Annotated in this window: 18 protein-coding genes and 2 pseudogenes; 10 read left to right on the top strand and 10 right to left on the bottom strand. The window is 58.7% G+C overall.

The annotated features are described in order from the left end of the window. Positions 1-22: 22 nt before the first annotated feature. Complete coding sequence (locus QN224_RS05425; protein WP_269276991.1) at positions 23-1069, bottom strand: porin; 1047 nt, start codon at positions 1067-1069, stop codon at positions 23-25. A 1057-nt stretch (positions 1070-2126) separates the two neighbouring features. Here QN224_RS05425 and QN224_RS05420 point away from each other — a divergent pair. Then, a pseudogene (locus QN224_RS05420) lies at positions 2127-3172 on the top strand (IS256 family transposase). A gap of 1123 nt (positions 3173-4295) precedes the next feature. On the opposite strand, the gene QN224_RS05415 reads toward QN224_RS05420, so the two are convergent. Continuing rightward, complete coding sequence (locus QN224_RS05415; RefSeq protein ID WP_283975836.1) at positions 4296-4955, bottom strand: hypothetical protein; 660 nt, start codon at positions 4953-4955, stop codon at positions 4296-4298. Next, on the bottom strand, positions 4948-5436 hold the full coding sequence (locus tag QN224_RS05410) for a DUF1376 domain-containing protein (RefSeq protein ID WP_283975835.1): 489 nt from the start codon (positions 5434-5436) through the stop codon (positions 4948-4950). The genes QN224_RS05415 and QN224_RS05410 overlap by 8 nt, the downstream gene beginning before the upstream one ends. Before the next feature lie 1033 nt (positions 5437-6469). Here QN224_RS05410 and QN224_RS05405 point away from each other — a divergent pair. Beyond that, positions 6470-6769 (top strand): DUF982 domain-containing protein, encoded by a 300-nt coding sequence (locus QN224_RS05405; protein WP_283975834.1) that lies wholly within the window; start codon positions 6470-6472, stop codon positions 6767-6769. 268 nt (positions 6770-7037) lie between these two features. Further along, a pseudogene (locus QN224_RS05400) lies at positions 7038-7399 on the top strand (SPW repeat protein). 122 nt (positions 7400-7521) lie between these two features. Here the strand turns inward: QN224_RS05400 and QN224_RS33840 are convergent. The 3 genes from QN224_RS33840 to QN224_RS05385 all read right to left on the bottom strand — a co-directional run bounded on the left by QN224_RS33840 (position 7522) and on the right by QN224_RS05385 (position 9022). Beyond that, positions 7522-7884 (bottom strand): NADH dehydrogenase ubiquinone Fe-S protein 4, encoded by a 363-nt coding sequence (locus QN224_RS33840; protein WP_336621103.1) that lies wholly within the window; start codon positions 7882-7884, stop codon positions 7522-7524. Between the two features lie 65 nt (positions 7885-7949). Next, positions 7950-8459, bottom strand: a complete 510-nt coding sequence (locus tag QN224_RS05390) for an Hsp20/alpha crystallin family protein (RefSeq protein WP_283975833.1) — start codon at positions 8457-8459, stop codon at positions 7950-7952. Between the two features lie 101 nt (positions 8460-8560). Beyond that, a complete protein-coding gene (locus QN224_RS05385; protein WP_283975832.1) occupies positions 8561-9022 on the bottom strand; it encodes an Hsp20 family protein in 462 nt (153 codons plus the stop codon). A gap of 362 nt (positions 9023-9384) precedes the next feature. On the opposite strand from QN224_RS05385, the gene groES reads away from it, so the two are divergent. From groES to QN224_RS05350, 7 genes are all read left to right on the top strand, one after another. Next, a complete protein-coding gene (groES, locus tag QN224_RS05380; RefSeq protein ID WP_283975831.1) occupies positions 9385-9696 on the top strand; it encodes a co-chaperone GroES in 312 nt (103 codons plus the stop codon). A gap of 31 nt (positions 9697-9727) precedes the next feature. After that, positions 9728-11356 carry a chaperonin GroEL gene (gene groL, locus QN224_RS05375; RefSeq protein WP_283975830.1) on the top strand — a complete coding sequence of 543 codons (1629 nt, stop codon included), beginning with the start codon at positions 9728-9730 and terminating at the stop codon, positions 11354-11356. 188 nt (positions 11357-11544) lie between these two features. Further along, the gene (locus QN224_RS05370) at positions 11545-12885 is read left to right on the top strand and encodes a DegQ family serine endoprotease (protein WP_283975829.1); all 1341 of its coding nucleotides are present in this window, start codon (positions 11545-11547) and stop codon (positions 12883-12885) included. Positions 12886-12927: 42 nt separating this feature from the next. Beyond that, complete coding sequence (locus QN224_RS05365; RefSeq protein WP_283975828.1) at positions 12928-14115, top strand: NEW3 domain-containing protein; 1188 nt, start codon at positions 12928-12930, stop codon at positions 14113-14115. Further along, positions 14112-15050 (top strand): ABC transporter ATP-binding protein, encoded by a 939-nt coding sequence (locus QN224_RS05360; RefSeq protein WP_283975827.1) that lies wholly within the window; start codon positions 14112-14114, stop codon positions 15048-15050. The genes QN224_RS05365 and QN224_RS05360 overlap by 4 nt, the downstream gene beginning before the upstream one ends. Then, positions 15040-15993, top strand: a complete 954-nt coding sequence (locus QN224_RS05355; protein ID WP_283975826.1) for an ABC transporter permease subunit — start codon at positions 15040-15042, stop codon at positions 15991-15993. Before QN224_RS05360 ends, QN224_RS05355 begins: the two co-directional genes overlap by 11 nt. Positions 15994-16050: 57 nt before the next feature. Continuing rightward, complete coding sequence (locus QN224_RS05350; protein ID WP_283975825.1) at positions 16051-16365, top strand: DUF982 domain-containing protein; 315 nt, start codon at positions 16051-16053, stop codon at positions 16363-16365. Positions 16366-16502: 137 nt separating this feature from the next. Here QN224_RS05350 and QN224_RS05345 read toward each other — a convergent pair whose 3' ends face one another. The 4 genes from QN224_RS05345 to QN224_RS05330 all read right to left on the bottom strand — a co-directional run bounded on the left by QN224_RS05345 (position 16503) and on the right by QN224_RS05330 (position 20821). Next, a complete protein-coding gene (locus QN224_RS05345) occupies positions 16503-16688 on the bottom strand; it encodes a hypothetical protein (protein WP_283975824.1) in 186 nt (61 codons plus the stop codon). A 727-nt stretch (positions 16689-17415) separates the two neighbouring features. Next, complete coding sequence (locus QN224_RS05340; RefSeq protein ID WP_283975823.1) at positions 17416-18387, bottom strand: threonine/serine dehydratase; 972 nt, start codon at positions 18385-18387, stop codon at positions 17416-17418. Positions 18388-18535: 148 nt separating this feature from the next. Further along, positions 18536-19531: an ornithine cyclodeaminase family protein gene (locus QN224_RS05335; RefSeq protein WP_283975822.1), complete on the bottom strand. Its 996-nt coding sequence runs from the start codon at positions 19529-19531 to the stop codon at positions 18536-18538. Between the two features lie 672 nt (positions 19532-20203). After that, the gene (locus QN224_RS05330; protein WP_283975821.1) at positions 20204-20821 is read right to left on the bottom strand and encodes an adenylate kinase; all 618 of its coding nucleotides are present in this window, start codon (positions 20819-20821) and stop codon (positions 20204-20206) included. Between the last annotated feature and the right edge of the window lies 1 nt (position 20822).

Genomic DNA, 20822 nt, shown 5'->3' with positions numbered 1-20822 from the left:
AACTGACCGAGGTCAGGCCAGATTAGAAGTCACGCTGCAGGCGGAGGAAGCCGAATACTTCGTCGTCGCCGTTGTCTTCATCCTGGTACTGAACCGACAGACGAGTGGCGAGGCCTTCGGTGACCTGATAGTCAGCCGTTACACCAACGCGCCATGCATCGTCGTTGCCGAAGCCGTTGTTGCCGTCATTCAGGCTACCAAAGTACTGGGCGCCGGGGGTGATTGCAAACTTGTCGGTCGCATTGAAGCGATACGAAGCAGCAACCGTCCATTCGGATTCAGCCCAGTATGCGTTCGGGTCGGATGCCCAGATACCAGCGACCTGGAAGACGCCCGGACCGAGGTCAGCCGAAAGCAGAGCGCGGATCGCGCCTTCTTCAACTTCCGTGTCGAAGCCGCCGAGCAGGTCGAAGGAAACGCCGCCGAGGGTGGCCGAAACGATACCAGCAACGCCAACGCCGTTAGCCTTGGTGCTTGCACCTTCGAGTTCGTCGACCGAGATACCGGCCTGGAACGTGCCGCCGTCATAGAGGTAAGCGAGCGAGTTGAATTCGGTGAAGTTGCCGAGCGTATCGGTTTCACCGTTCAGACCCTTATCCCACCAGCTGTAGAAGAAGCCGGCCTTGAAGCCGCCGAGCTGGATGTAGGCTTCATCAACGTCGATGAAGTCGCTGTCGCCAGAGTCGGTGTCGTTGTCGGCGTTGAACTCAGCAGCGAAGAAGCCGGTGAGCGTGCCGTACTCGGTGTCGCTCTTGGCGTCAAACGAGATGTAAGCGCGGGAGAAGACATCCCAGTCCGACGTGGACTGATTGTTTCCACCGAGGGCACCCTGGTCGAAACGGCTGTCAGCTTCGTCACGACCGAACGAGCCCTGAACGCGGATGAAGCCGCCGATCTTGAGGCAGGTTTCCGTGCCCGGGATGTAGAAGTAGCCCGTGCCGAAAGCGTCGCAGACGCGAACGTATTCCATGGGCTCCGGCTCGGCGGCGACGATAGCGTCGGCTGCCTGCGCGCCGGATACTGCTGCGAGAGCAGCAGCGGAGCCGAGAAGAAGGCTCTTGATGTTCATTTCTGACCTCCAGTCAAAAGTTTCAAACGGGTCTGGGTTTCTTTGCTGAAGGACAGCGTTCCCTGCCCCATCCCCAACGTTCAAGAAGTCGGACGATCAACCGCCCTTGCTTCCGGAGTTGAAAATACAAAACCGGGTGGGGCACGCAACGACCAACTTACCAGATCACCTCCTTTGCGCTGCCCTTCCCTGATCCCTGTTGCTGAAACGACACAAAATCGCCTCAGACCACCCGAGAGAATTAACAAAGCGTTAAGAAAATCCTTTTGTCACAGGGGGTTATCATGGAGGCGGAGCGAGCCGCCTGTCTCAGAAAGGGGCAGAAAATGGCCGAAAAGGGGGGCAAAACCGGGCATCCGCGGTCCCGCCTCCCGCTCTTCTCACAAACAAGATGTCGCCCAAGAGCCGCTACGCGAAGTGCCCGCGGGAGCTTTTTCGCCGATTCACAGGAGAATCAACAAGCTAGATTCGCGAATCTTTTGGGCCCAAGGACCTCGCCGATTCTTCAGGGAACCGGCCGACTTGCCGGGACAGGTGAACGATGAAAGGAAAGACTGGAAGGACGGAGCGTTTGTGTACGCGCAGACTAAGCGCCTTGCAAAGCGTCCTTGTCGGAATGAAAAATCCGCGAGCCGCTATAGGCGGACGATAAGATGGCGGAGAAGAAGTCTTTCGAATACGTCTGTGTAAGCGATTGAAATACCGCTTGGAGCAAGCGGCATTTTTTGGTCCATGCCCGCAATGGTACCCGCAAAAAATTTCTCGAGGAATGGCTTACGAGAGCATTCGTCAGCGGCGCACCACACCATGCCCTGATGTCTTCCTGGTACCGAAGCAATCACGCAAACGTCTGAATATAGGAAGGCTGGTAGTGTACTGAAGGTTCTACAAATTCTCTAAGAGGGAACGGTCATGGCAGGCTGGGGATGTCCACGTCACCTGATTCCCTTGCGAGGAACGCCACCATGACCAAGATTCAAGGTAAGAGCGCCAGCAGCGCTCAAATACATTCTGCTTTCGAACCCCCGATGGTCTTTGCGAGGTGATCCGCACGGTGATGCAGGAGGTGCTCGAGGCGGAGATGGACGAGGCTTTGGGAGCCGCGAAAGGCGAGCGAACGCCGGAACGGCTCGGTTATCGCTCCGGCTCCTACGGCCGCACGCTGATGACACGGTCGGCAAGCTGGAACTGCGGGGGCCGCAGGACCGGCAGGTGCACTTCTCGACCGAACTGTTCGAGCGCTATCAGCGTTCCGAGCGGGCGTGGTGGCCACCATTGGTGGACATGTATGTGCAGGGCGTGTCGACACGCAGGGTCGAGGCGATCACCTAGGAGCTGTGCGGGCATGCGTTTTCGGCCTCGTCGATCTCGGCGATCAACAAGCAACTCGATGACAGCCTGAAGGTCTTTGCAGAGGGCCCGCTTCAAGACCCCTTCCCCTGTATCATCCTCGATGCCCATTACGAGAAGGTGCGCAAGGCGGCGGCGTCAGGAGCCAAGCGGTGCTGATCGCCGTCGGCACCGATTGGGACGGCCGGCGGCAGATCCTCTCCGTCGAGATGGGCGGTCGCGAGAGCCGTTCGGCCTGGAAGGACTTCCTGCTGAAGCTCAGGCTCGCGGCCTCAAGGGCGCCGAATCCGTCGTCTCCGACGACCATGCCGGGCTCGTCGCGGCAATCGGCGAAGTGATCCCGGAAGCGGCCTGGAATGCCCTCAATCATCTGCCGCGCAATACGGCGATGATTGCCTGCAGGAACGCCGTTGGATCGACGATCGTCGTGATCGCGACGAGGCGAAGGCCGAACTTTCCCGCTGGCTCGGCAAATGGTCGGGTAATTATCCGCCGCTGACCGGCTGGGTCGAGGAAGCCACCGAGCAGACGCTTACCTTTTTCCGCCTTGCCGCGCACGCATCACAAGCACCTCAACACGAGGAGATCCGCCGCCGCACCCATGTCCAGCGCATCTTCCCCAATGCCGAGAGTTGCCTGCGCCTGGTTGGGGTGCCGGCCGTCGAAACCCACGAGAACTGGATGGAGGCCAACCGCTACATCAACATGGACGACCTGAGAGAGCACAAGAAGCTCGCTCTCCGTCACGCCTGATGACCAGCGCCATGGCCGCCCCAATTTGCTGAACTTGACGCACAGAACCGGAAAGCCGCGCCACGCCCCACAGACAACGAAGGCACGCAGGTTTTGGGTGCGGGTAGGCGGTGCAGCCTGCGCGCCCTTGGGTTTGAACACAAATGAGGTTCCGGTATAATTGCATTGGCTTGCGGCGAGGCTGGCGCAGGTCTCCGGCCACCTCACAAGTCATTGAGACGGCGTGAACTTCTCTCAATGCGCCGCGCGTCGATCTCACAATGCTTTAGTAGAAGCGCGGTACAGCTATTCGCCGCAATGTCTCGCGGTCGTTCTGATTCTCCACCTGTGGGCCGGTTGCATCGTTTGGTCCACGTCCGCACTTGCTCCAAGCCCACGAAGGTAGGACGGGACGCGGCTTTCCTTAGTTGATAGTGGACGGAAGGGAGCCAAGGCGGTTGTACCAATTCCATGTCGCTGTGTGACCTTAGGGAATAAGTAGGCTTGGACTTCCTTGTTTTTCACCCGTATATCTTGGTCGCCGGTTCGTCGGCTAGCGTTGGCATCCGACGATTCAAAAGTGGCGGTGTCTGGACTGGCGCCACTGCCGGTCCCTGTGGCGACGGGGAAGCGTCTTCGCCGATTTCGAGAGCCCCCTCCGGAAATCAACCAGTGTGAGTCGACCCAATTCGTGAGATTCGGACTGGTCAGGTTTATCCGCTGCGACAGACGGCTGCCTCTGGGGCCAAACCGCGTGACAAGACGCTGAGCGGCTGCTTGAGTTTAGCGAACGCGGCCTTCTTTCGCTCTGGCCGCCTTCCTAACAAGATCAAGCAACCACTCCCTGGGGCGGACCAAATACCTGAGACCAACGTCACGCCACGTCCGGCGCTAATCGCATCAATGGGTTAGAACGATTTGTCGCAGCCTTGCAGATGCTTTGGCTCCCGGCTCTGCACTGCCGACTTCCTTTAGGTGTGAAAAAACCTCCGACGCTGCGTCTTTTTTTGCTGTCATCGAATGCGCCGCCATCTCGTCCTCGCTAGGCGTCACGCAGATGTCTGGCTGAACCTCGCGGCGATAGGCCATCTGCTCGGCGGCGACGTTGTGCGCACCCTCGAGAGGAACATCAGCCGGGCGGTGCTCACGAACCGCTTCTGAAACTGCGCGCGCCCTTCACCACGCGTGTTTCAAGAAGTCGTGACGGCTGCTCTGGGCGGGGCTTGCGGAGTGCGTCCAGCTTCTCCCGCATCTCGTCGGTGATGCCTTGGTGGGGCTGCCCGCTGTGAGCCTTAGCCGGGCTAGCTCGGACTGACCTCATGAGGGCGGCTGTGCGTTCCTTCAGCTTCGGGTCGGCCCGCTCCATCTCGATCCGAAACCGCCGCGCCTCGTCCTCGGCGCGTTGCAGCAGCCTCGCGGCTTCGTTCTTAAGGCTGGCACGCTCGGCGATGAACGGCCGGATGATCCAGCGGGCATGCCGGGCAAACTCGGCGCAGGTGGGCATGAATTGGCCGGTATGGTTCTCGACACGCCCGCCGAGATAATCGTTGGTCGTCTCCGATATCGCCCACTCCGGCAAGTCCGAGCATGCGAGGCGGAACTCGCTGGCTACCTCAGTCAAGGCGATGTCCGGCTGCGGGCGGAGCTGGCCGCGCAGGCGCAGCACAGCGTCGCGCACTGCCGTCGGCTGGGCCCGGGCAAGAACAGAATCGATTTCCGCGACTCGAGCGGCGATTTGCCGAGCGCGGTTCTGGTACCGCTCGGGAAGCCGATTGAATACGTCGTCGGTGACTAGCTCAGACATCGCTGAAAGCCTTCAATATTTCTTCTCGTGGTGATTTTTTCTGCGCACTAGCGCCCAAAAAGAAATCGCTAGATTTCTTACTGGTTATGGTATCTGGAAAATGCCTGAGCAACCCTGTGTCATTTGCTACAGGTCTCTGCTTGTTTTTCAATGACTTAGCTGCCCCTCCCTTCGCCCCGGCGGCGGCCCTCGAAGTGGATTTCCTCTCGCTTTTCTGAAGCTCTTTCGTCAACCGATTGTGGGAGATTTCGTGCTCCCCGACTTCGAAAAACGCGAGCAAATCCGCCTCGATGGTGCGCCACTTTTTTAGGCTCATGCGAGCGATAAGCGCGAGCTTCGACGGTTCGCGAGGGAGCTTGCCACCAGCGTTCCACATCGCCATCAAGAGCAGCATGTAGGCGCCGATCTTCTCCGTGTTGAGGTGCAGAGTGTCGCCGATGAAATCGGACGCGTAGAACTGCATGAATGGGCGTTCGCTCATGGGGTCCCTCCTGAGAGCAACGATGATGGTGAGGCTGCCGGCTTGCGAGGCGCGGCACCAATTTCGGAATAGGGCGCAATCAGAATGGAGTGTTGCCGGCGCCCCGAGCGCAAATTTTCTGCCCATACCCTCACAGCATGCTTTGCGCGCAGGCTCGCATCAACCCGGCCAGAGCAATTGTGGGATGCGATCGTCGGGATCGGAACATCAGGAGCGAAAGTTTGGTGGCGCTTGGCACTTCCATTTCGTGTATTTCGGTCGAACATTCTATTCTCTGCAAACTGCGTCCGTGACCCTTCCGCGTCGGCGTTGGGCATCGTGACTCGGCGACGGAATGCCCGCCGCAGTTGAGGTGGAATAGACAGGAAGGTCGCCGATTAATCCGCGACAGACATCGCGAGACGCATCACGGTATGGCGATGACGTGCGTTAAACCAAGCGGGTATGAAATGGGAAGATCACTCAGCGGTATGCACGGAATCGCCGACCGACCTAAACCGCGCGCATGATCGATCGCGATCATGCGCGGGTCAGCCTGTCGTCATATTCCCCGTCCGCCGGAATAAGAACCCGAAACGAATCGAAGTGGCTCGACCGTTACAAATCACTTGAAGCGGTAAGGCAGGCGCGCAGAAAAGTCCAACACGTGGGAGTTGATTTCCAGGTTGGCTAACATGAAACTTGCTTGCTGAGACTTCTCCGACGTGTCAGCCGCTTGTAGTGACAGTCCACGATGGCTAATTCTTGAGCGTGACACTTTCGACCCGCATGGCCGAGCTATGCTTGGGCCATTTGGCTGCACCGCACCCAAGCGACGAGCTGCCGAATCTTGTCTTGCCACCCTCCTCCGATCTTTGATCAACGCTAAAAATCGACCCAATGCGGCCGATGGCCGGTCACACATGGAATGTCCGGTGCCTGCGCGCGAAACAGACATACTTTGCCGCCGCCGAAAGTCTTGAAATCCGCCATTTCGACGCCGATATTTTCGTCACTTCTTTTTCATCTGGCGTGAATGCGAAAGGAGGACATCATGCTCAACCCGGAATTAGTTTGGATGACGCCCGTGACCGTCCGCGTCAAGGACGGGGCGCCCCAGGTCTTTGCTTCTATCAACGACGCACTCGAATTCCTCGAGGAGGATTGGGTGAATCGAGGCAGCAAATACAACCGAGCCGTTCAAACGTGTCGTCGCGCTCTAAACCGAATGACGCCAGTGGCCATCGCGCGCGAAGCCTTCCTAGACTTCTGCCGTGATGCAGGCATGTCGACAGACACGGATGGAATCTTTGGGCCGAAGACAGGCGCCGGCGGTCAGCACTCGCTCGCCTAGGATGGCGAGAAAGGGGCACTCTTGGTGCCCCTATTCGTATTCCTCCTCGCGCGCGGCCACGTACCATTTCTTTTTATTTCCAGCCTTCGCATTCCTCTTCGGTTGCCGCCCAGGACACAGGTTACCGGGCACCTTTGGAACCATGCTGGCCGTTTGTCACTCGAAGAGTCATCCTCTTGAAGATCAATTTGCCCAAAATTACATCATATTACGTAGCGTGCGCAGCACGCAAAAACACCGTCAACAAGCTTCATTCGTGGAGGTTGTCATGGCAAACGGACTGATGGAGGGCAAGAAGGCACAGGATTGGCTCAATCTTGTGCTCGCGTCGCCCTGTTCGTCTCGCCGTGGGTGATCAGGTTCGCCCCTGAGACCATGCCGGCGTGGAACGCATGGATCGTCGGCATAGTGCTTGGCGCTCTGGCAATTGCCGCGCTCGCGGCGTTTGCCGAGTGGGAAGAGTGGGCCAACCTGGTGCTCGGGATCTGGCTGATCGTCTCGCCCTGGCTGCTGCAATTCGCGACCAACATCAACGCGATGTGGACCCATGTGGTCCTGGGTGTGCTGGTCGCGGCCGTGTCGGCTTGGGCGCTCTGGGACTATCGGCAGAACCCCCACGCCCATGTATGATCCGAGAGTACCGCCCGCCGCTGCAGCGGCGGGCGGTTCCGGATTGATGATGGGAACCGAACATTCGCCGCCAAGAACAGTACAGCGCTTCGGCCAAAGCCATTTACTACTCCCCCTAAACACTAGCGGCTCCTGTCATCCAGGACGATGTAGTCGAGTTTCTGTCGTTCTGCGTAGGCAACCGCGGCATCGCGAGACGGGAAGCGCAGTTCGACCTGAGTGAGCGTATCACTCCCGCCGGTATAGCCCATGAGATGATCGATCGTCGGCGGGACTCTCCGTTCGAACACCAGCAGCCAGGGTCGTCTAGAAACGCGCGCTGACGTCATCACGGAACGTGAGGGCCGAAATATGCGCGCTACCGCATCGATGCTCGGCCGTGGCTGGTCCTTGTCAGCCGCGGGGTGCTGGCTGTCGCTGACCTGCTCTGCGAACTTCCGGGCAGCGCAACCAGATTTTTCCTGTCGAAAGCGGAGTTCCGTCATGACGTCGGCTGTCGTCACTAGAATAGCCAACCGGGCAATCGGTGCCCGGTCGGCGGGCGGAGGTATTATATGGCTCTATCGATGCTGATCCGCTTGACGTTGGCTCGCGCCTTCTCGGTCTTAGGCAGCGTCACTGAGAGCAGGCCGTTTTTGAACGTTGCGGCGGCCGTGTTCTCATCGACCTGGCCACCAAGAGCCAGCCGCCGCTCGAAACGGCCGTAGTAGCGCTCTGTGAATCGGCGATCCTTATCCTCGGTTTCTGATTTCTTCTCGCCGCGAAGCGTAAGCACACCATCGTCCAGCAACACCTCGACATCGTCTGGATCGATGCCCGGGACCTCCGCTATCACGCGGATCTCGTCGTCGTTCTCCTCGACCTCCACGGTAGGCCACGATCCGTTGAAGGGGGTCATGCCACCGAACGCCGATGGCTGACCGAAGCCGCGGAAGACGTCGTCCAACAGACGGTTTACATTGCGGTGCAACGACAGGAACGGATCCATGTCTTCGCCGCGATAGACGCTCGGTACCTGGCTGCTGCCACGGTTCCACGGGATCAGGTCACGTACATTCATGGCTTCATCCTTTCTTGGTTCATTCTCTCCTTTTGGTTTGGCGCAGTCGCCCTCCCCTCGCCTGTTCGGCGACAGGCGAGGGTTCGAGCGGTACGCGCCGTCTAGGCTGCCTTTTCGCCTTCGATCTGCTTCGAAGCGGGCATCGTCGTCTCGGTTTGGATGGTGATCCGACGCGGCTTCATCTCTTCAGGTATCTCCCTCCTGAGATTGATGACGAGCAGCCCGTTTTCGAGCTTCGCGCCCTCGACGAGGACATGATCGGCGAGTTCGAATCTGCGCGCGAACGGACGTACGGCCAAGCCCTGATGGAGGTACTCTTCCTCCTTATCCTCGGACTTGGCGCCGTTGACCACGAGCATGTTCGCCTCGTGGGTGATCGTAAGTTCGTCCTCGGCAAAACCTGCCACCGCGATGACAATGCGGTACGCATCTTCGCCGAGTTTGACGATGTTGTAAGGCGGCCAGTTGTCAGCGTTGAGGCTGGCGTTTTCAAGCAAGTCGAACATGCGGTCGAAGCCGATGCTCGACCTGTAGAAGGGGGTAAAGTCGAGGTTTGTTCTCATAGCTACATCCTCCGTAGAGCAACATAGATACGAGGGAACGCCAAGAAGCTCGGCGCCCCCTGACCATGCCGACCCCATATGGGCGTCAACGACAATGAGTTGGGGATTTCATTTTACGGCGTCAAGAGGGTACTCAAGACTATTGGAGCGGGATCGGCGCGAAATGACTATATGATTTCATAGAGTTAGCACTCTATAGGAGCGAGTGCTAAAAAAATCGCACCACCCTCTTGAAACTCGAAAAATCAGAAACCAGATCGATTGGCGCGTGATGCCGAAAGGATCGCACGCCCCCGCGCCGGATTCTTCGGATGCGGCGCGGAGGAGCCTCTAAAAACCTGTTTGTCAATGAGGAGAACGACATGTTCCGTCCATTGCACGACCGCATCCTGGTCCGCCGCATTGAAGCCGAGGAAAAGACGGCCGGCGGCATCATCATCCCCGACACGGCGAAGGAAAAGCCGCAGGAAGGTGAGGTCATCGCCGTTGGTCCGGGCGCACGCGATGACAGCGGCAAGCTGTTCGAACTCGAGGTCAAAGTGGGCGACCGCATCCTGTTCGGCAAATGGTCCGGCACAGAGATCAAGCTCAATGGTGAGGACCTCCTGATTATGAAGGAATCCGACGTGATGGGCGTGATCGAGAGCGAAGCATCCGCGAAGAAGGTCGCCTGAGCGAGCCCGACCGATTGAAGGAGTAGAAAAAATGGCTGCCAAGGAAGTGAGATTCCACACCGAAGCCCGCGAGAAGATGCTGCGCGGCGTCGATATTCTCGCCAATGCCGTCAAGGTCACGCTGGGCCCCAAGGGGCGCAACGTGGTGCTCGATAAATCGTACGGTGCGCCCCGCATCACCAAGGACGGTGTAACCGTCGCCAAAGAGATTGAGCTTGAAGACAAGTTCGAGAACATGGGCGCCCAGATGGTGCGCGAAGTAGCCTCGAAAACCAGTGACATCGCTGGCGACGGCACCACCACGGCAACGGTTCTCGCCCAGGCGATCGTCAAGGAGGGAGCGAAAGCCGTCACCTCCGGCATGAACCCCATGGACCTCAAGCGTGGCATCGACAAGGCAGTCGAAGCCGTGGTCGCGGAACTGCGCGGCAACGCCCGTAAAGTCACCAGGAACGACGAGATCGCCCAGGTCGGTACGATCTCGGCCAATGGCGACGCGGAGATTGGCCGTTTCCTTGCAGAGGCGATGGAAAAGGTCGGCAATGAAGGTGTGATTACCGTCGAGGAAGCCAAGACCGCCGTAACGGAACTCGAGGTCGTTGAAGGCATGCAGTTCGACCGCGGTTATCTCTCGCCTTATTTCGTCACCAATCCCGACAAGATGCGCGTCGAGCTGGAGGAGCCCTATGTGCTCATCCACGAAAAGAAGCTCTCGAACCTGCAGGCGCTGCTTCCGGTGCTCGAAGCGGTCGTTCAATCCGGCAAGCCGCTGCTGATTATCGCCGAGGATGTTGAGGGCGAGGCGCTGGCGACCCTCGTCGTCAACAAGCTGCGCGGCGGCCTGAAGATTGCGGCTGTCAAGGCGCCGGGCTTCGGCGATCGCCGCAAGGCCATGCTCGAGGACATCGCCATCCTAACTGGCGGAACGGCGATCTCCGAGGATCTCGGCATCAAGCTCGAAAACGTCACGCTCAACATGCTCGGCCGCGCCAAGAAGGTCGTCGTCGACAAGGAAAACACGACGATCGTCGACGGCGCAGGCTCGAAGAGCGAGATTCAGGGTCGCGTTGCCCAGATCAAGGCGCAGATCGAGGAAACGACCTCCGACTATGATCGCGAGAAGCTGCAGGAACGGCTGGCCAAGCTCGCTGGCGGCGTTGCGGTGATCCGCGTCGGCGGCTCGACCGAGGTCGAGGTGAAGGAACGCAAGGACCGCGTCGACGATGCGATGCACGCCACACGGGCGGCCGTCGAGGAGGGCGTGCTGCCCGGTGGCGGCGTCGCTTTGCTGCGGGCCGTCAAGGCCCTGGACAGCGTTCAGACCGAGAACCCCGACCAGAGACATGGTATCGAGATCGTCCGCCGTGCGATCGAAGCGCCGGTGCGCCAGATCGCCGAGAATGCGGGTGCCGAAGGCTCGATCATCGTTGGTAAGCTGCGCGAGAAATCCGAATTTGGCTATGGCTGGAACGCCCAGACCAATGAGTTCGGTGACCTCTACGATCAGGGCGTGATCGATCCGGTCAAGGTCGTTCGAACCGCCTTGCAGGACGCCGCCTCGGTCGCCGGGCTGCTGATTACCACCGAGGCCATGGTCGCCGAGAAGCCGAAGAAGGAAGCACCGGTTCCGCCGATGCCGCCTGGAGGCATGGACTTCTAACGCGAGCGATAGGTCCGCGCCCGACGGGCGCGGACCCCGTGAATGAATGCCTTGCCCCTCGATGGGCAAAGCGTTCGAAACATCGGTTTGGAGCAGGTTGGCGGGAGTCCGAGACGGGGCTCCGACAGGCTGGACCCAGGCCCGTTAGCCGGCTCCGAAGGAGGATCTAGAAAAAAACGGGGCCAAAAATGACCACGCGTTCGTCGAAATATGTTGGCGTATTCGCCGCGCTCGTCCTCGTTATGGTTCCTGGGCCGCTACAGGCGGCGCAGCCTCAGGCCGCCATTTCACCAGGCACCCAACAATCCCTCGCTGACGTCCTGGAGGAGATCACCCCGGCGGTCGTCAACATTGCGGTAAGGTCTCGCGTCTCCGCTGAAACCAACCCCCTCTACAACGATCCGTTTTTCCGTCGTTATTTCAACCTGCCGGAACAGCAGCAACGGCTAAGCGCCGGGTCCGGCGTCATCGTTGACGCCGACAAAGGCTTTATCCTCACCAATCACCACGTCGTCGCCAACGCCGGCGAGGTTGTCGTAACCCTGAAGGACCGCCGCCGCTTTCCCGCTGAGCTGGTGGGCAGCGACGAGGCAACCGATATAGCCTTGCTGAAGATCGAGGCTGACAAGCTCAAGGCACTGCCGCTCGGCGATTCCAGTGCGCTCCGTGTTGGCGACTCCGTCGTCGCGATCGGCAACCCGTTCGGGCTTGGTCAGACCGTGACCTCCGGCATTGTCAGCGCCCTTGGCCGTGGCGGCATCAATGTCGAGGGCTATGAGGATTTCATCCAGACGGATGCTTCGATCAATCCCGGCAACTCAGGCGGCGCACTGGTGACGGCAGACGGGCTTTTGGTCGGCGTCAACACCGCCATAATTGCGCCCGCCGGCGGCAACGTCGGGATCGGCTTTGCGGTTCCGATCGCGATGGCGTCCGCGGTGATGCAGCAACTGATCGAGCATGGCGAGGTGCGGCGCGGCCGCATCGGCATTTCCATTCAGGACCTGACGCCGGAGCTGGCCGAAGCGCTCGGAATAGAGAAGGCTTCCGGCGCCGTCGTCGGAAGCGTCGAGCAGAATTCGCCGGCAGCGCGTGCCGGCCTTCAGGCTGGCGATGTCATCATCGCCGTCAACAAACGCAAGATCACAGGCTCGGCAGATCTTCGGAATCGTGTCGGCCTGGCTCAGGTCGGATCGGAAGTCGAAATCGAATACTTGCGCGATCGGGTTCGCAAAACGGTGACAATGCGCATCGAACCGGACGAAGCAAACGCTAACCCCGGCGACATTGGCGCCCGCCTTGAGGGCGCGCAGTTCCAGGATGCGGCCGGCAACGTGGTTGTTTCCAACATTGAAGACGGAAGCGCAGCCGCTCGATCGGGTTTGCGGCCGGGCGACGTGATCGTTGCCGTTAATCGCCAGCCGATCACAACCGTCGCGGAACTCGCCGCAGCCTTAAAGGACGCCGGCGGCACGATTGCGCTCGATCTGTTTCGCGGCGGCTCAAAATTCTTCCTGGTGATCGGTTAGCGGCCGCCGCGAGTGGATGTTGAACGTTGAAGGGAGAACGAGATGAGGACAATTGCTCGATGGATCACTGCAGGAGCATTGGCCCTTGGAGCGACATTTGCATGCACACAGGCTATTGCTCAGGACCAGCAACAGGGGGTGGCCAAGCTTACCGGCTTCTGGCTCACGACACCGCATCCGGAACTCGCGATCCGCCCGGGAGAAACCGAAACAATTCCGCTGACGCTGCGCAATGCCAATCTGCCGCCGCAGCGGGCGTCACTTGATGTTACAGGCATTCCTAATGGTTGGGAATGGTCGCTGAAAGGCGGCAACCGCGAGGTCTCGGCTGTCATCGTGGCGCCAGATTCGACACAGGAAATCAACCTGGAACTGACACCGCCTGAGGGCGCCAGCGGTGAAAGCGTTCCGATCAGTGTGAAAGCGCGATACTCAAACCAGACAGCCGAGCTTCCTCTTGTGGTGAAGCTATCGGAGGCGGCGGAGGGTGGCTTGGAGCTGAAATCCGAGCTGCCGGCGCTGAGGGGTACGGGCAGTTCCACGTTCAGTTTCAAGATTGAAGTCACCAACGACGGCGCGGAAGAGAACCTGTTCAGTCTGGCTGCCAATGTGCCCCAGGGATTTCAGTCGCGCTTCAAGAGGGGCTATGGCTCGGAAGAGATCACAGGCTTGCCGATCGAGGCCGGGGCGAGCGAGAACCTGGCATTGGAGGTCACACCGCCGAGGTCAGCGCCGGCTGGCCGCTACCCGGTCGTGGTCGAAGTAGCGGGTGGTGGAACCAGCGCCACGACTGAGCTCAGTATCGAAGTGACCGGCCAGCCGGACGTTACCCTGACTGGCCCGCAGGAACGCCTTTCCGGGCAGGCGGAGGCCGGCAAGGAAGCGAGCTTCCCGTTCACGCTCGCCAACAATGGCAGTGCGCCTGCGAACGACATCGAACTGTCGGCCAGCCCGCCGTCAGGCTGGAAAGTCGAATTCGAGCCTGAGCGCATCGATTTGCTCGGGCCCGATGCTACGAGACAGGTGAACGTCAGGATCACCCCTTCTGAAAAGGCAATAGCCGGCGACTACATGGTCTCGGTGCGCGCGAGCGGCGGACCCGTGTCTAAGTCGGCTCAGTTCCGCGTCACCGTCAATACGTCGACGATTTGGGGCATGGCAGGGCTTGGCGTCATCGCAACCGCGGTGTTCGTCCTCGGCCTGGCCGTTATGAGGTATGGACGGCGATGAGCACGACGGTCATAGAGGCAAAAGGACTGGTGAAGCGCTACGGCTCCGCCGTGGCTGTTGCCGGAATCGATTTGTCGGTTCGGGCCGGAGAAGTCGTCGGCTTGCTCGGACCAAATGGCGCCGGCAAGACGACCACGATCCTGATGCTGCTGGGCTTGACCGAGCCGACCGAGGGGAGCGTGCGTATTCTCGGTAAGGACCCGCTGCACCAGCCGCTCGAGGTAAAGCGAGAGGTAGGCTATCTGCCAGACGCCGTCGGATTTTACGACAGTATGTCCGCAAGAGAAAACCTCGCCTATACCGCTCGCCTTGCCGGTATGTCTTCCGAGCTTGCAAGGGAACGCATTGCCGCGGCGCTCGACAAGGTGCGGCTGACTGAGGTGGCCAACCGGCGTGTCGGCACGTACTCCCGCGGCATGCGTCAGCGGCTCGGTCTGGCCGAAGTTCTGATGCGCAAGTGCTCCGTCGCCATCCTGGACGAACCGACCTCGGGCCTCGATCCACAGTCGACCCAGGAATTGCTCGATCTGATCCAGGCGCTGAGCCGCGACGGCATGACGATCCTGTTGTCGTCGCACATGCTCAACGTGGTGCAGACGGTCTGCGATCGCATCGCTTTGTTTAGCAACGGCAAGATCGGTTTCCTCGGCACAATCGAAGAGCTCGCCGATAAAATTGGTGGAGGCGCATTCATAATCGATGTCGAAGCCGATGGCATCGACCTTTCCGAACTGGGCACGTCGGCCGAGGGCGTGAAGTCGATCGTAGCCAGTCGCCATGGCCATTGGCTGGTCGAGGCCGAACGCGACGTTCGCCCGGAGCTCGCCCGCCTCGTCGTCGAGGCTGGAGGTTCCCTGAAGAATTTGGACCTGCGCCGGGCGCGGCTCGACCAGGCCTATAATCGGTATTTCCGGGAGGTTGTCCATGACGCGTGAAGGCTCACCCTTCAAGGGCACGGCAACGATCGCCTTCAAGGAAGCGGCCGATCATATGACCAGCGCGCGGATGCATCTGATCATGCTGCTCGTTCTGCTCACCGCGATCGGCGCCGTCTATGGCGCGATCGGGCGCATCACCGCGACGACAGCCGAGGATCCTTTCCTGTTCCTGAAGCTGTTGACGGAGGCGCGCGAGCCGCTTCCGTCCTTCGCCGCCTTGCTGGGCTTTCTGTTGCCGCTGGTGGCGATTGCGCTGGGCTTCGACGCGGTCAACGGCGAATACGCCCGGCGGACAATGAGCCGGCTCCTGGCGCAGCCGATCTACCGCGATGCGGTGCTGTTCGGAAAATTCCTCGGAGGCTTGCTTGTCATCGCCATCGCGCTGCTGACGCTCTGGCTGCTCATGACAGGCCTCGGCATCCTGTTCCTCGGTCTGCCTCCGTCGGCCGCCGACATCGTGCGGGGGGTGGCGTATCTGGCCGCGACGCTTGCCTATGCGGGTGTCTGGCTGGCGCTGGCGATCGCCTTCTCGACCTTGGTCCGCTCGCCGGCGACCTCGGCGTTGGCTGCCCTGTCGGTCTGGCTGGTGCTCGCGGTGTTCTGGGACATGATCGCGCCGCTATTTGCAAGCGCGCTGGCCCCCATTGATCCGCTCGATCCGATGACAGTGGTCACGCAGTTCGAAACGCAGCAGGCCGTGGCCCGGCTGTCCCCGCAGACCCTTTACGGCGAGGTCACCGCGATGCTGCTGAACCCCGCGGCGCGCTCGGTCGGCCCTTTGTTCTTCGATCAAGTCCAAGGCGCGATCGCCGGCGCACCGCTACCGACCGTGCAAAGCCTGCTGGTCGTATGGCCGCAGCTTTCGGGACTGGTCGCTGCGATGATCCTGCTGTTCACCCTGGCTTATGTCGTCTTCCAGCGTCAGGAGGTCAGAGCATGACCGTTGCCGGGCGCCTCGTCACCCGCAAATTTGATGTCGCGTGAATGGAGGAGAACGATGGAGCACGATTGCTTTCGACAACCCGTCACAATCTTTGTTGGCCTTGGATTTCCGGCTGAGATCCACGGCGTAAGAGAGGCCTATGCCTGGCTGAACGAATGGCCGCCGTCAAAGCGGAATCCGGCTCACGCGATCGCCCTCAATGCCTGCAAAGCGGCACTCGCGGGTGAGATTGATGCAGAGATCGCTCGCACGGCGCTTGTTGCCTGCGCGCGACGGGCCAATCTCCTCGCGCCTGACGCCGGCACGATCGTCGGCGCGAACAGACCGACGCAGTCGACGCCGTATCGCAGGCCGGCGGCTGTAAACTGACCCTGTTATAGAAGGAGGGTCGACGCCGAGCACCGCCGAGGGTTATTTGGCAGTGCCCTTGTCCGCCGCGCAGCACAAAACGGCGTTCGATCTTGCCATGATGTTGCCTATGTAAAGCGCCTTGCCGAAAACAGCGCTCATTTGTGAAGCATTCGGCTGGCGCCGCCGCCCGAGGGCGTTTTCCCGCGGTCGACAGCGGCAGCCGCCATCGCTCCCTGCGACGTTCCTGCCAAAAGCGCCTGCAGAAGCAGCAGGTAAGCGAACAGCAGCGCAATCGCCGTCGCCGTTATCCCGTCCCCTACTATGCGCCGCATGGTGATCATGCGCATCCCATCGCACAGTTGCAGCGAGAAGTCACCGCTCCCTGCCTGCTTATGCGTGTCGACGTTCGTGACGGCTCTATAATGTTATCACGTAACTTTCCATTTGACGAATGTAATAACGTAACATATCGAGGTCGAGACACATGCACTCTGCACCCATCTTCGCCACGGAAAGCGGCCGCCTGTGCCTAGGGCTGGAGGTGAATTCGTACGCGTCGCCCTTCTCCCCGCAGCCCTGCAGCCGTCGGCACGCCTTTTTTAAAGCGCATCCCGGCAAGCGTAGCGAAAACTCTCGATGTATAGGCGCCAGTCGCCTGGATAACCTGGCAAGCGGTAAGCGAGCCGCTCGCCGTTGTCAGCCCCCACCCCCCGGCAAAAATGGAACGGAAGCATCATACAGATGGAACGGAAGCATCATACAGTAAGAGGCGAATTTCATAGAGACATGATCAAGGACCGCGGCGGCGAGATCACGCTCTCAAAACTGGAAGCTCGTCACCTCGCTGGTCCGCTGAAACTTTCGGAGGAGTCCACGTAGATCAATCGAAGTTGGTCGGGCGAGCGCGGAAGCGGCGGTTTGACAGGCCCGCACATCAATACCCGATCCATCGCGCCTCACCTTTATTCAGCCCGGTGAATAAGCTCCTGACGAATACGTGCAGAAATGCTCTCACAGCCAGTTCGAATTTTCTATCGTAGGGAGTTTTCAAGTCCGTTCTGGAACCGCTTACTCAGCAGATTTGTATATCTCGGCAAGGTCGCGTAGATCCCAGTTCCCGCCGGACAACACCGCACAGACTTTTTCATCGGGCTTGACGTCTATGCTGCCCGCCAACAGTGCTCCGACGCCAATCGAGGCGGCTGGTTCAGCGATCAATTTTGCATCCTTGGCAAGAGCGCGCATCCCGGCGATGATGTGCTCGTCTTCAACAAGAACAATCTCGTCAACATACTTTTCGATAATCGGATACGGGTTTTGACCCGGAACGCTTATTCTCAAGCCATCCGCAATGGTGTTCTTCAAGGGAAGCGATGTGCGTTCTTTGTTGATCCGGCTGTGAAAATACTTCGGTGTCAAGGCAGGCTCTGCCCCGATAACGCGAACCGATGGTTTCGTTTCTTTTATGGCGGTCGCGATTCCCGAGATTAGGCCTCCGCCGCCTACGGGTACGATGACCGTATCTACATCGTCCAGGTCCTGCAGTATTTCACACCCGATCGTTCCCTGACCGGCCATCACGATGGGGTCCTCAAAAGCGTGAACAGCCGCGTATTTGTTTTCTGCAGCGATTTCATACACCCTTTTCCATCTGGCGGCGGTGTCGCCATCGAAAAGAATGACTTCTGCCCCGAGGGCTTTTGTATTTTCGACCTTGATTTTGGGCGTGGTGATCGGAAGGACCAGTATCGATTTTACGCCCAGCATCCTGGCGGCATAAGCAAGCCCTTGGGCATGATTGCCCGACGACGTCGCAATAATGCCGTTTGCGATCTCTTCTCGCGAGAGCGAGAGAGCCTTGTTCAGGGCGCCGCGGATTTTGAATGCGCCAGTAATCTGCAGGGTTTCGGGTTTGAGATATAGCTGACAACCAACGGCTTTCTCTATTTTGTCCGCACGCAATAACGGCGTATGTCTGATGTGGGATTCCAGCCTTTCCTGGGCTTCCCGAATGTCCTGAATGGTTGGGTAGTTGCGCATGCTTGCCGCCTTTCACGTTCCTTTGAACATCAGAGGAAAGTTTTGGTCGATGGTTGATTTGATTTTTGAGGCCGAGCCTAGGATTTGCTCACGAGTTCCGCGCACTGCCCCCTTGGCGCGCCTTTTGACGTCTGCGCTGTCTCTTCAATCATGAAGCAAAGAACTCGAAGAAAGTTCCAACGTTTCTCTCTATTGCGTTCCGATAAATTTTGCTCGCCGTAGTATTGTCCTGTATGGCCATTCCTGTGGCGTCGAAAATGGTCACTTCATCATCATTTTCTCTTCCTGGCTTTCTGCCCAGCAATATCTCGCCAATTTCTCCATGGATGTCGTCTTTGGTGATGATGTTTTTATTCAAAGGATGCCACGTTTCACCCTTTTCGGTGCACTGCGCGATTGAGTCCACGACTACCTTTGCACCCCTGAAGATCTCCGGATCCAGTTCCTGTTTGCCTTGTTGATCTGTACCGATCGCGACGATGTGCGTGCCGGGTTTTACCCAATCCGCTTCCACAAGCGACCCTTTCCCGCGGGTCGTCGTAATCAGGATATCGGCCTGCTCAACCGCTTCTTTTTTGGAGTTGGCCAACATCACAGGAATTCGAAATTCGCTTTCGATATCCGTCTTGTATTTGGAAAGCGTATCCGGGTGACTGTCCCATGCATGGATCGCTTCGATCTTCATAACCTCATTGATCGCCCGGATTTGCATTCGTGCCTGGTTTCCCGTCCCGATCGATGTAATTTTCCTGGCATTTTTCCTTGCCAGTGCTTTTACGGAAACGGCTCCAGCCGCGCCGGTTCGGAGGCCGGTGATCAAGCTTCCGTCCATTACGCAAATCAACGCACAGCTCCTGGCATCAAACAGGAGGATGGTCCCCATGCCACTAGGTACGCCGTGTGCTGTCGGGTTATCAATGAACCCTCCAGAAGACGCTTTCATGGAGATCACTTCATTGCCTTTATAGTAGCCAAGCTTGAAGTCAATTTCCCCACGAGGCGATGGGAGATGCATCCCGATATAGTCGGGTTGTTCCACCTGATCGCTGTTAAAGGCTTTGTATGCCTCTTCCACCGTACCGATGACTTCGTTCATGCAAATTAATTTGCTTACTTCCTCTTTCTTCAGCAGTAGGGTTTTCATGCATTGCCTCTCTACTGTTTAAACTCATGGCACGCGCCGTATATCGGTTGTCGAAAGCTTGATACTCTTCGGGTAGAGTCAAGAAGGCTCATGTTCAAAATCGGTAGGACATGGTGAGCTGGGGCCGCCAGGATCGACAAGAACGTGATCACGTTGGTTAAGCGGGAAGCGATGCTCATGCTCATCTCCCAGAATGCACTACCTGAATCTACGTGCGATTATAATTGCCTCGGGTACGCAGCAGAAAATGTCGAGTACTCCCCAAATACACACTTTCCGATGATTTCCACCGCCGTCTGCGAAAGCTAACGCTACGACCTGGCTAGGTGCTCCTGTGCGAAATTTTTCGAACACTGGTAGGATTATCGTCGACGGTGTTCTCTGAAGCGGCAAGATAAACAGCTTGCCGGTAGCGTCATCAGGGCGCATTTAGGACCGCGCTTCATCAGTCTGAATGGTTCGCCGAAGCAATCGCGCCGCCCAAGTGGCTTGATGAAAGACGCCGTTAGCTGCTCGCGCCAAATGCTGGCGTCCATCATCATTGGCGCGGCGTCTTCTCTGACCCTAGTGCCATGCTTGGCCGGAAATCCCGGCACCACTTGCGCACCGGGTCAAGTACCGTGTTGCTCAAAGCCTCGCTGTGGCTTCGGTTGTCCGGCTATCCGCGCTTCGTCAAGACAAGGTCGGCGCGGTCATTGGGCTGGACCTTCCGCTACGGAGGACAGATAGCGCACTCTGAGTAACGGCATCTACGTCTTGCAAGCCGTTGATTGCCTTGAGTATACCCATGTCCTGGTAATATTTTGAAAGCGGAGCGGTCTCCGCCGCATAGGCGTGCAACCTGACATTCAAGGCTTCTGAGTTATCGTCGCGGCGCACTGTTCTTCCGCTCAGCCGGGCAACTTCGGCCCGTTTCAGAATGCGCTCTAAAAGAACGGCATGATCAACCATTAACTCCAGAACCGAGTCGATTGCGGATCCGGATTGCGCCAAGATAGCGTCAAGTGCCGACGCCTGACCGGGGGTCCTTGGGAAGCCATCCAGGATGAACCCCATCGACGCATCGGCCTCCCTGATCCTTTCGTCAACGAACGTTACGATCAGTTCATCGCTCAGTAGCTCGCCTCTTTCCATAGCAGCCTGGGCGGATATCCCAACCGATGTTCCAGAGGCGATCGCGTGGCGGATCATGTCGCCAGTTGAAAGGTGGGGAATTCCAAAATGATCGGCTAACCGTGCTGCTTGCGTACCTTTTCCCGCTCCCGGCGGTCCTAACATGACGATTCTCATG

The sequence above is a fragment of the Sinorhizobium sp. 7-81 genome (genome assembly GCF_030124405.1).
Lineage (GTDB): Bacteria > Pseudomonadota > Alphaproteobacteria > Rhizobiales > Rhizobiaceae > Sinorhizobium > Sinorhizobium psoraleae.
The sequence above is the reverse complement of the archived record's forward strand: the minus strand, read 5'-3'. Positions and strand labels throughout refer to the sequence as shown.

Coding starts and splice junctions, on each gene's coding strand:
- QN224_RS05425 (WP_269276991.1), bottom strand. CDS start 1,069: ATGAACATCAAGAGCCTTCTTCTCGGCTCCGCTGCTGCTCTCGCAGCA.
- QN224_RS05415 (WP_283975836.1), bottom strand. CDS start 4,955: ATGTCTGAGCTAGTCACCGACGACGTATTCAATCGGCTTCCCGAGCGG.
- QN224_RS05410 (WP_283975835.1), bottom strand. CDS start 5,436: ATGAGCGAACGCCCATTCATGCAGTTCTACGCGTCCGATTTCATCGGC.
- QN224_RS05405 (WP_283975834.1), top strand. CDS start 6,470: ATGCTCAACCCGGAATTAGTTTGGATGACGCCCGTGACCGTCCGCGTC.
- QN224_RS33840 (WP_336621103.1), bottom strand. CDS start 7,884: ATGACGGAACTCCGCTTTCGACAGGAAAAATCTGGTTGCGCTGCCCGG.
- QN224_RS05390 (WP_283975833.1), bottom strand. CDS start 8,459: ATGAATGTACGTGACCTGATCCCGTGGAACCGTGGCAGCAGCCAGGTA.
- QN224_RS05385 (WP_283975832.1), bottom strand. CDS start 9,022: ATGAGAACAAACCTCGACTTTACCCCCTTCTACAGGTCGAGCATCGGC.
- groES (WP_283975831.1), top strand. CDS start 9,385: ATGTTCCGTCCATTGCACGACCGCATCCTGGTCCGCCGCATTGAAGCC.
- groL (WP_283975830.1), top strand. CDS start 9,728: ATGGCTGCCAAGGAAGTGAGATTCCACACCGAAGCCCGCGAGAAGATG.
- QN224_RS05370 (WP_283975829.1), top strand. CDS start 11,545: ATGACCACGCGTTCGTCGAAATATGTTGGCGTATTCGCCGCGCTCGTC.
- QN224_RS05365 (WP_283975828.1), top strand. CDS start 12,928: ATGAGGACAATTGCTCGATGGATCACTGCAGGAGCATTGGCCCTTGGA.
- QN224_RS05360 (WP_283975827.1), top strand. CDS start 14,112: ATGAGCACGACGGTCATAGAGGCAAAAGGACTGGTGAAGCGCTACGGC.
- QN224_RS05355 (WP_283975826.1), top strand. CDS start 15,040: ATGACGCGTGAAGGCTCACCCTTCAAGGGCACGGCAACGATCGCCTTC.
- QN224_RS05350 (WP_283975825.1), top strand. CDS start 16,051: ATGGAGCACGATTGCTTTCGACAACCCGTCACAATCTTTGTTGGCCTT.
- QN224_RS05345 (WP_283975824.1), bottom strand. CDS start 16,688: ATGATCACCATGCGGCGCATAGTAGGGGACGGGATAACGGCGACGGCG.
- QN224_RS05340 (WP_283975823.1), bottom strand. CDS start 18,387: ATGCGCAACTACCCAACCATTCAGGACATTCGGGAAGCCCAGGAAAGG.
- QN224_RS05335 (WP_283975822.1), bottom strand. CDS start 19,531: ATGAAAACCCTACTGCTGAAGAAAGAGGAAGTAAGCAAATTAATTTGC.
- QN224_RS05330 (WP_283975821.1), bottom strand. CDS start 20,821: ATGAGAATCGTCATGTTAGGACCGCCGGGAGCGGGAAAAGGTACGCAA.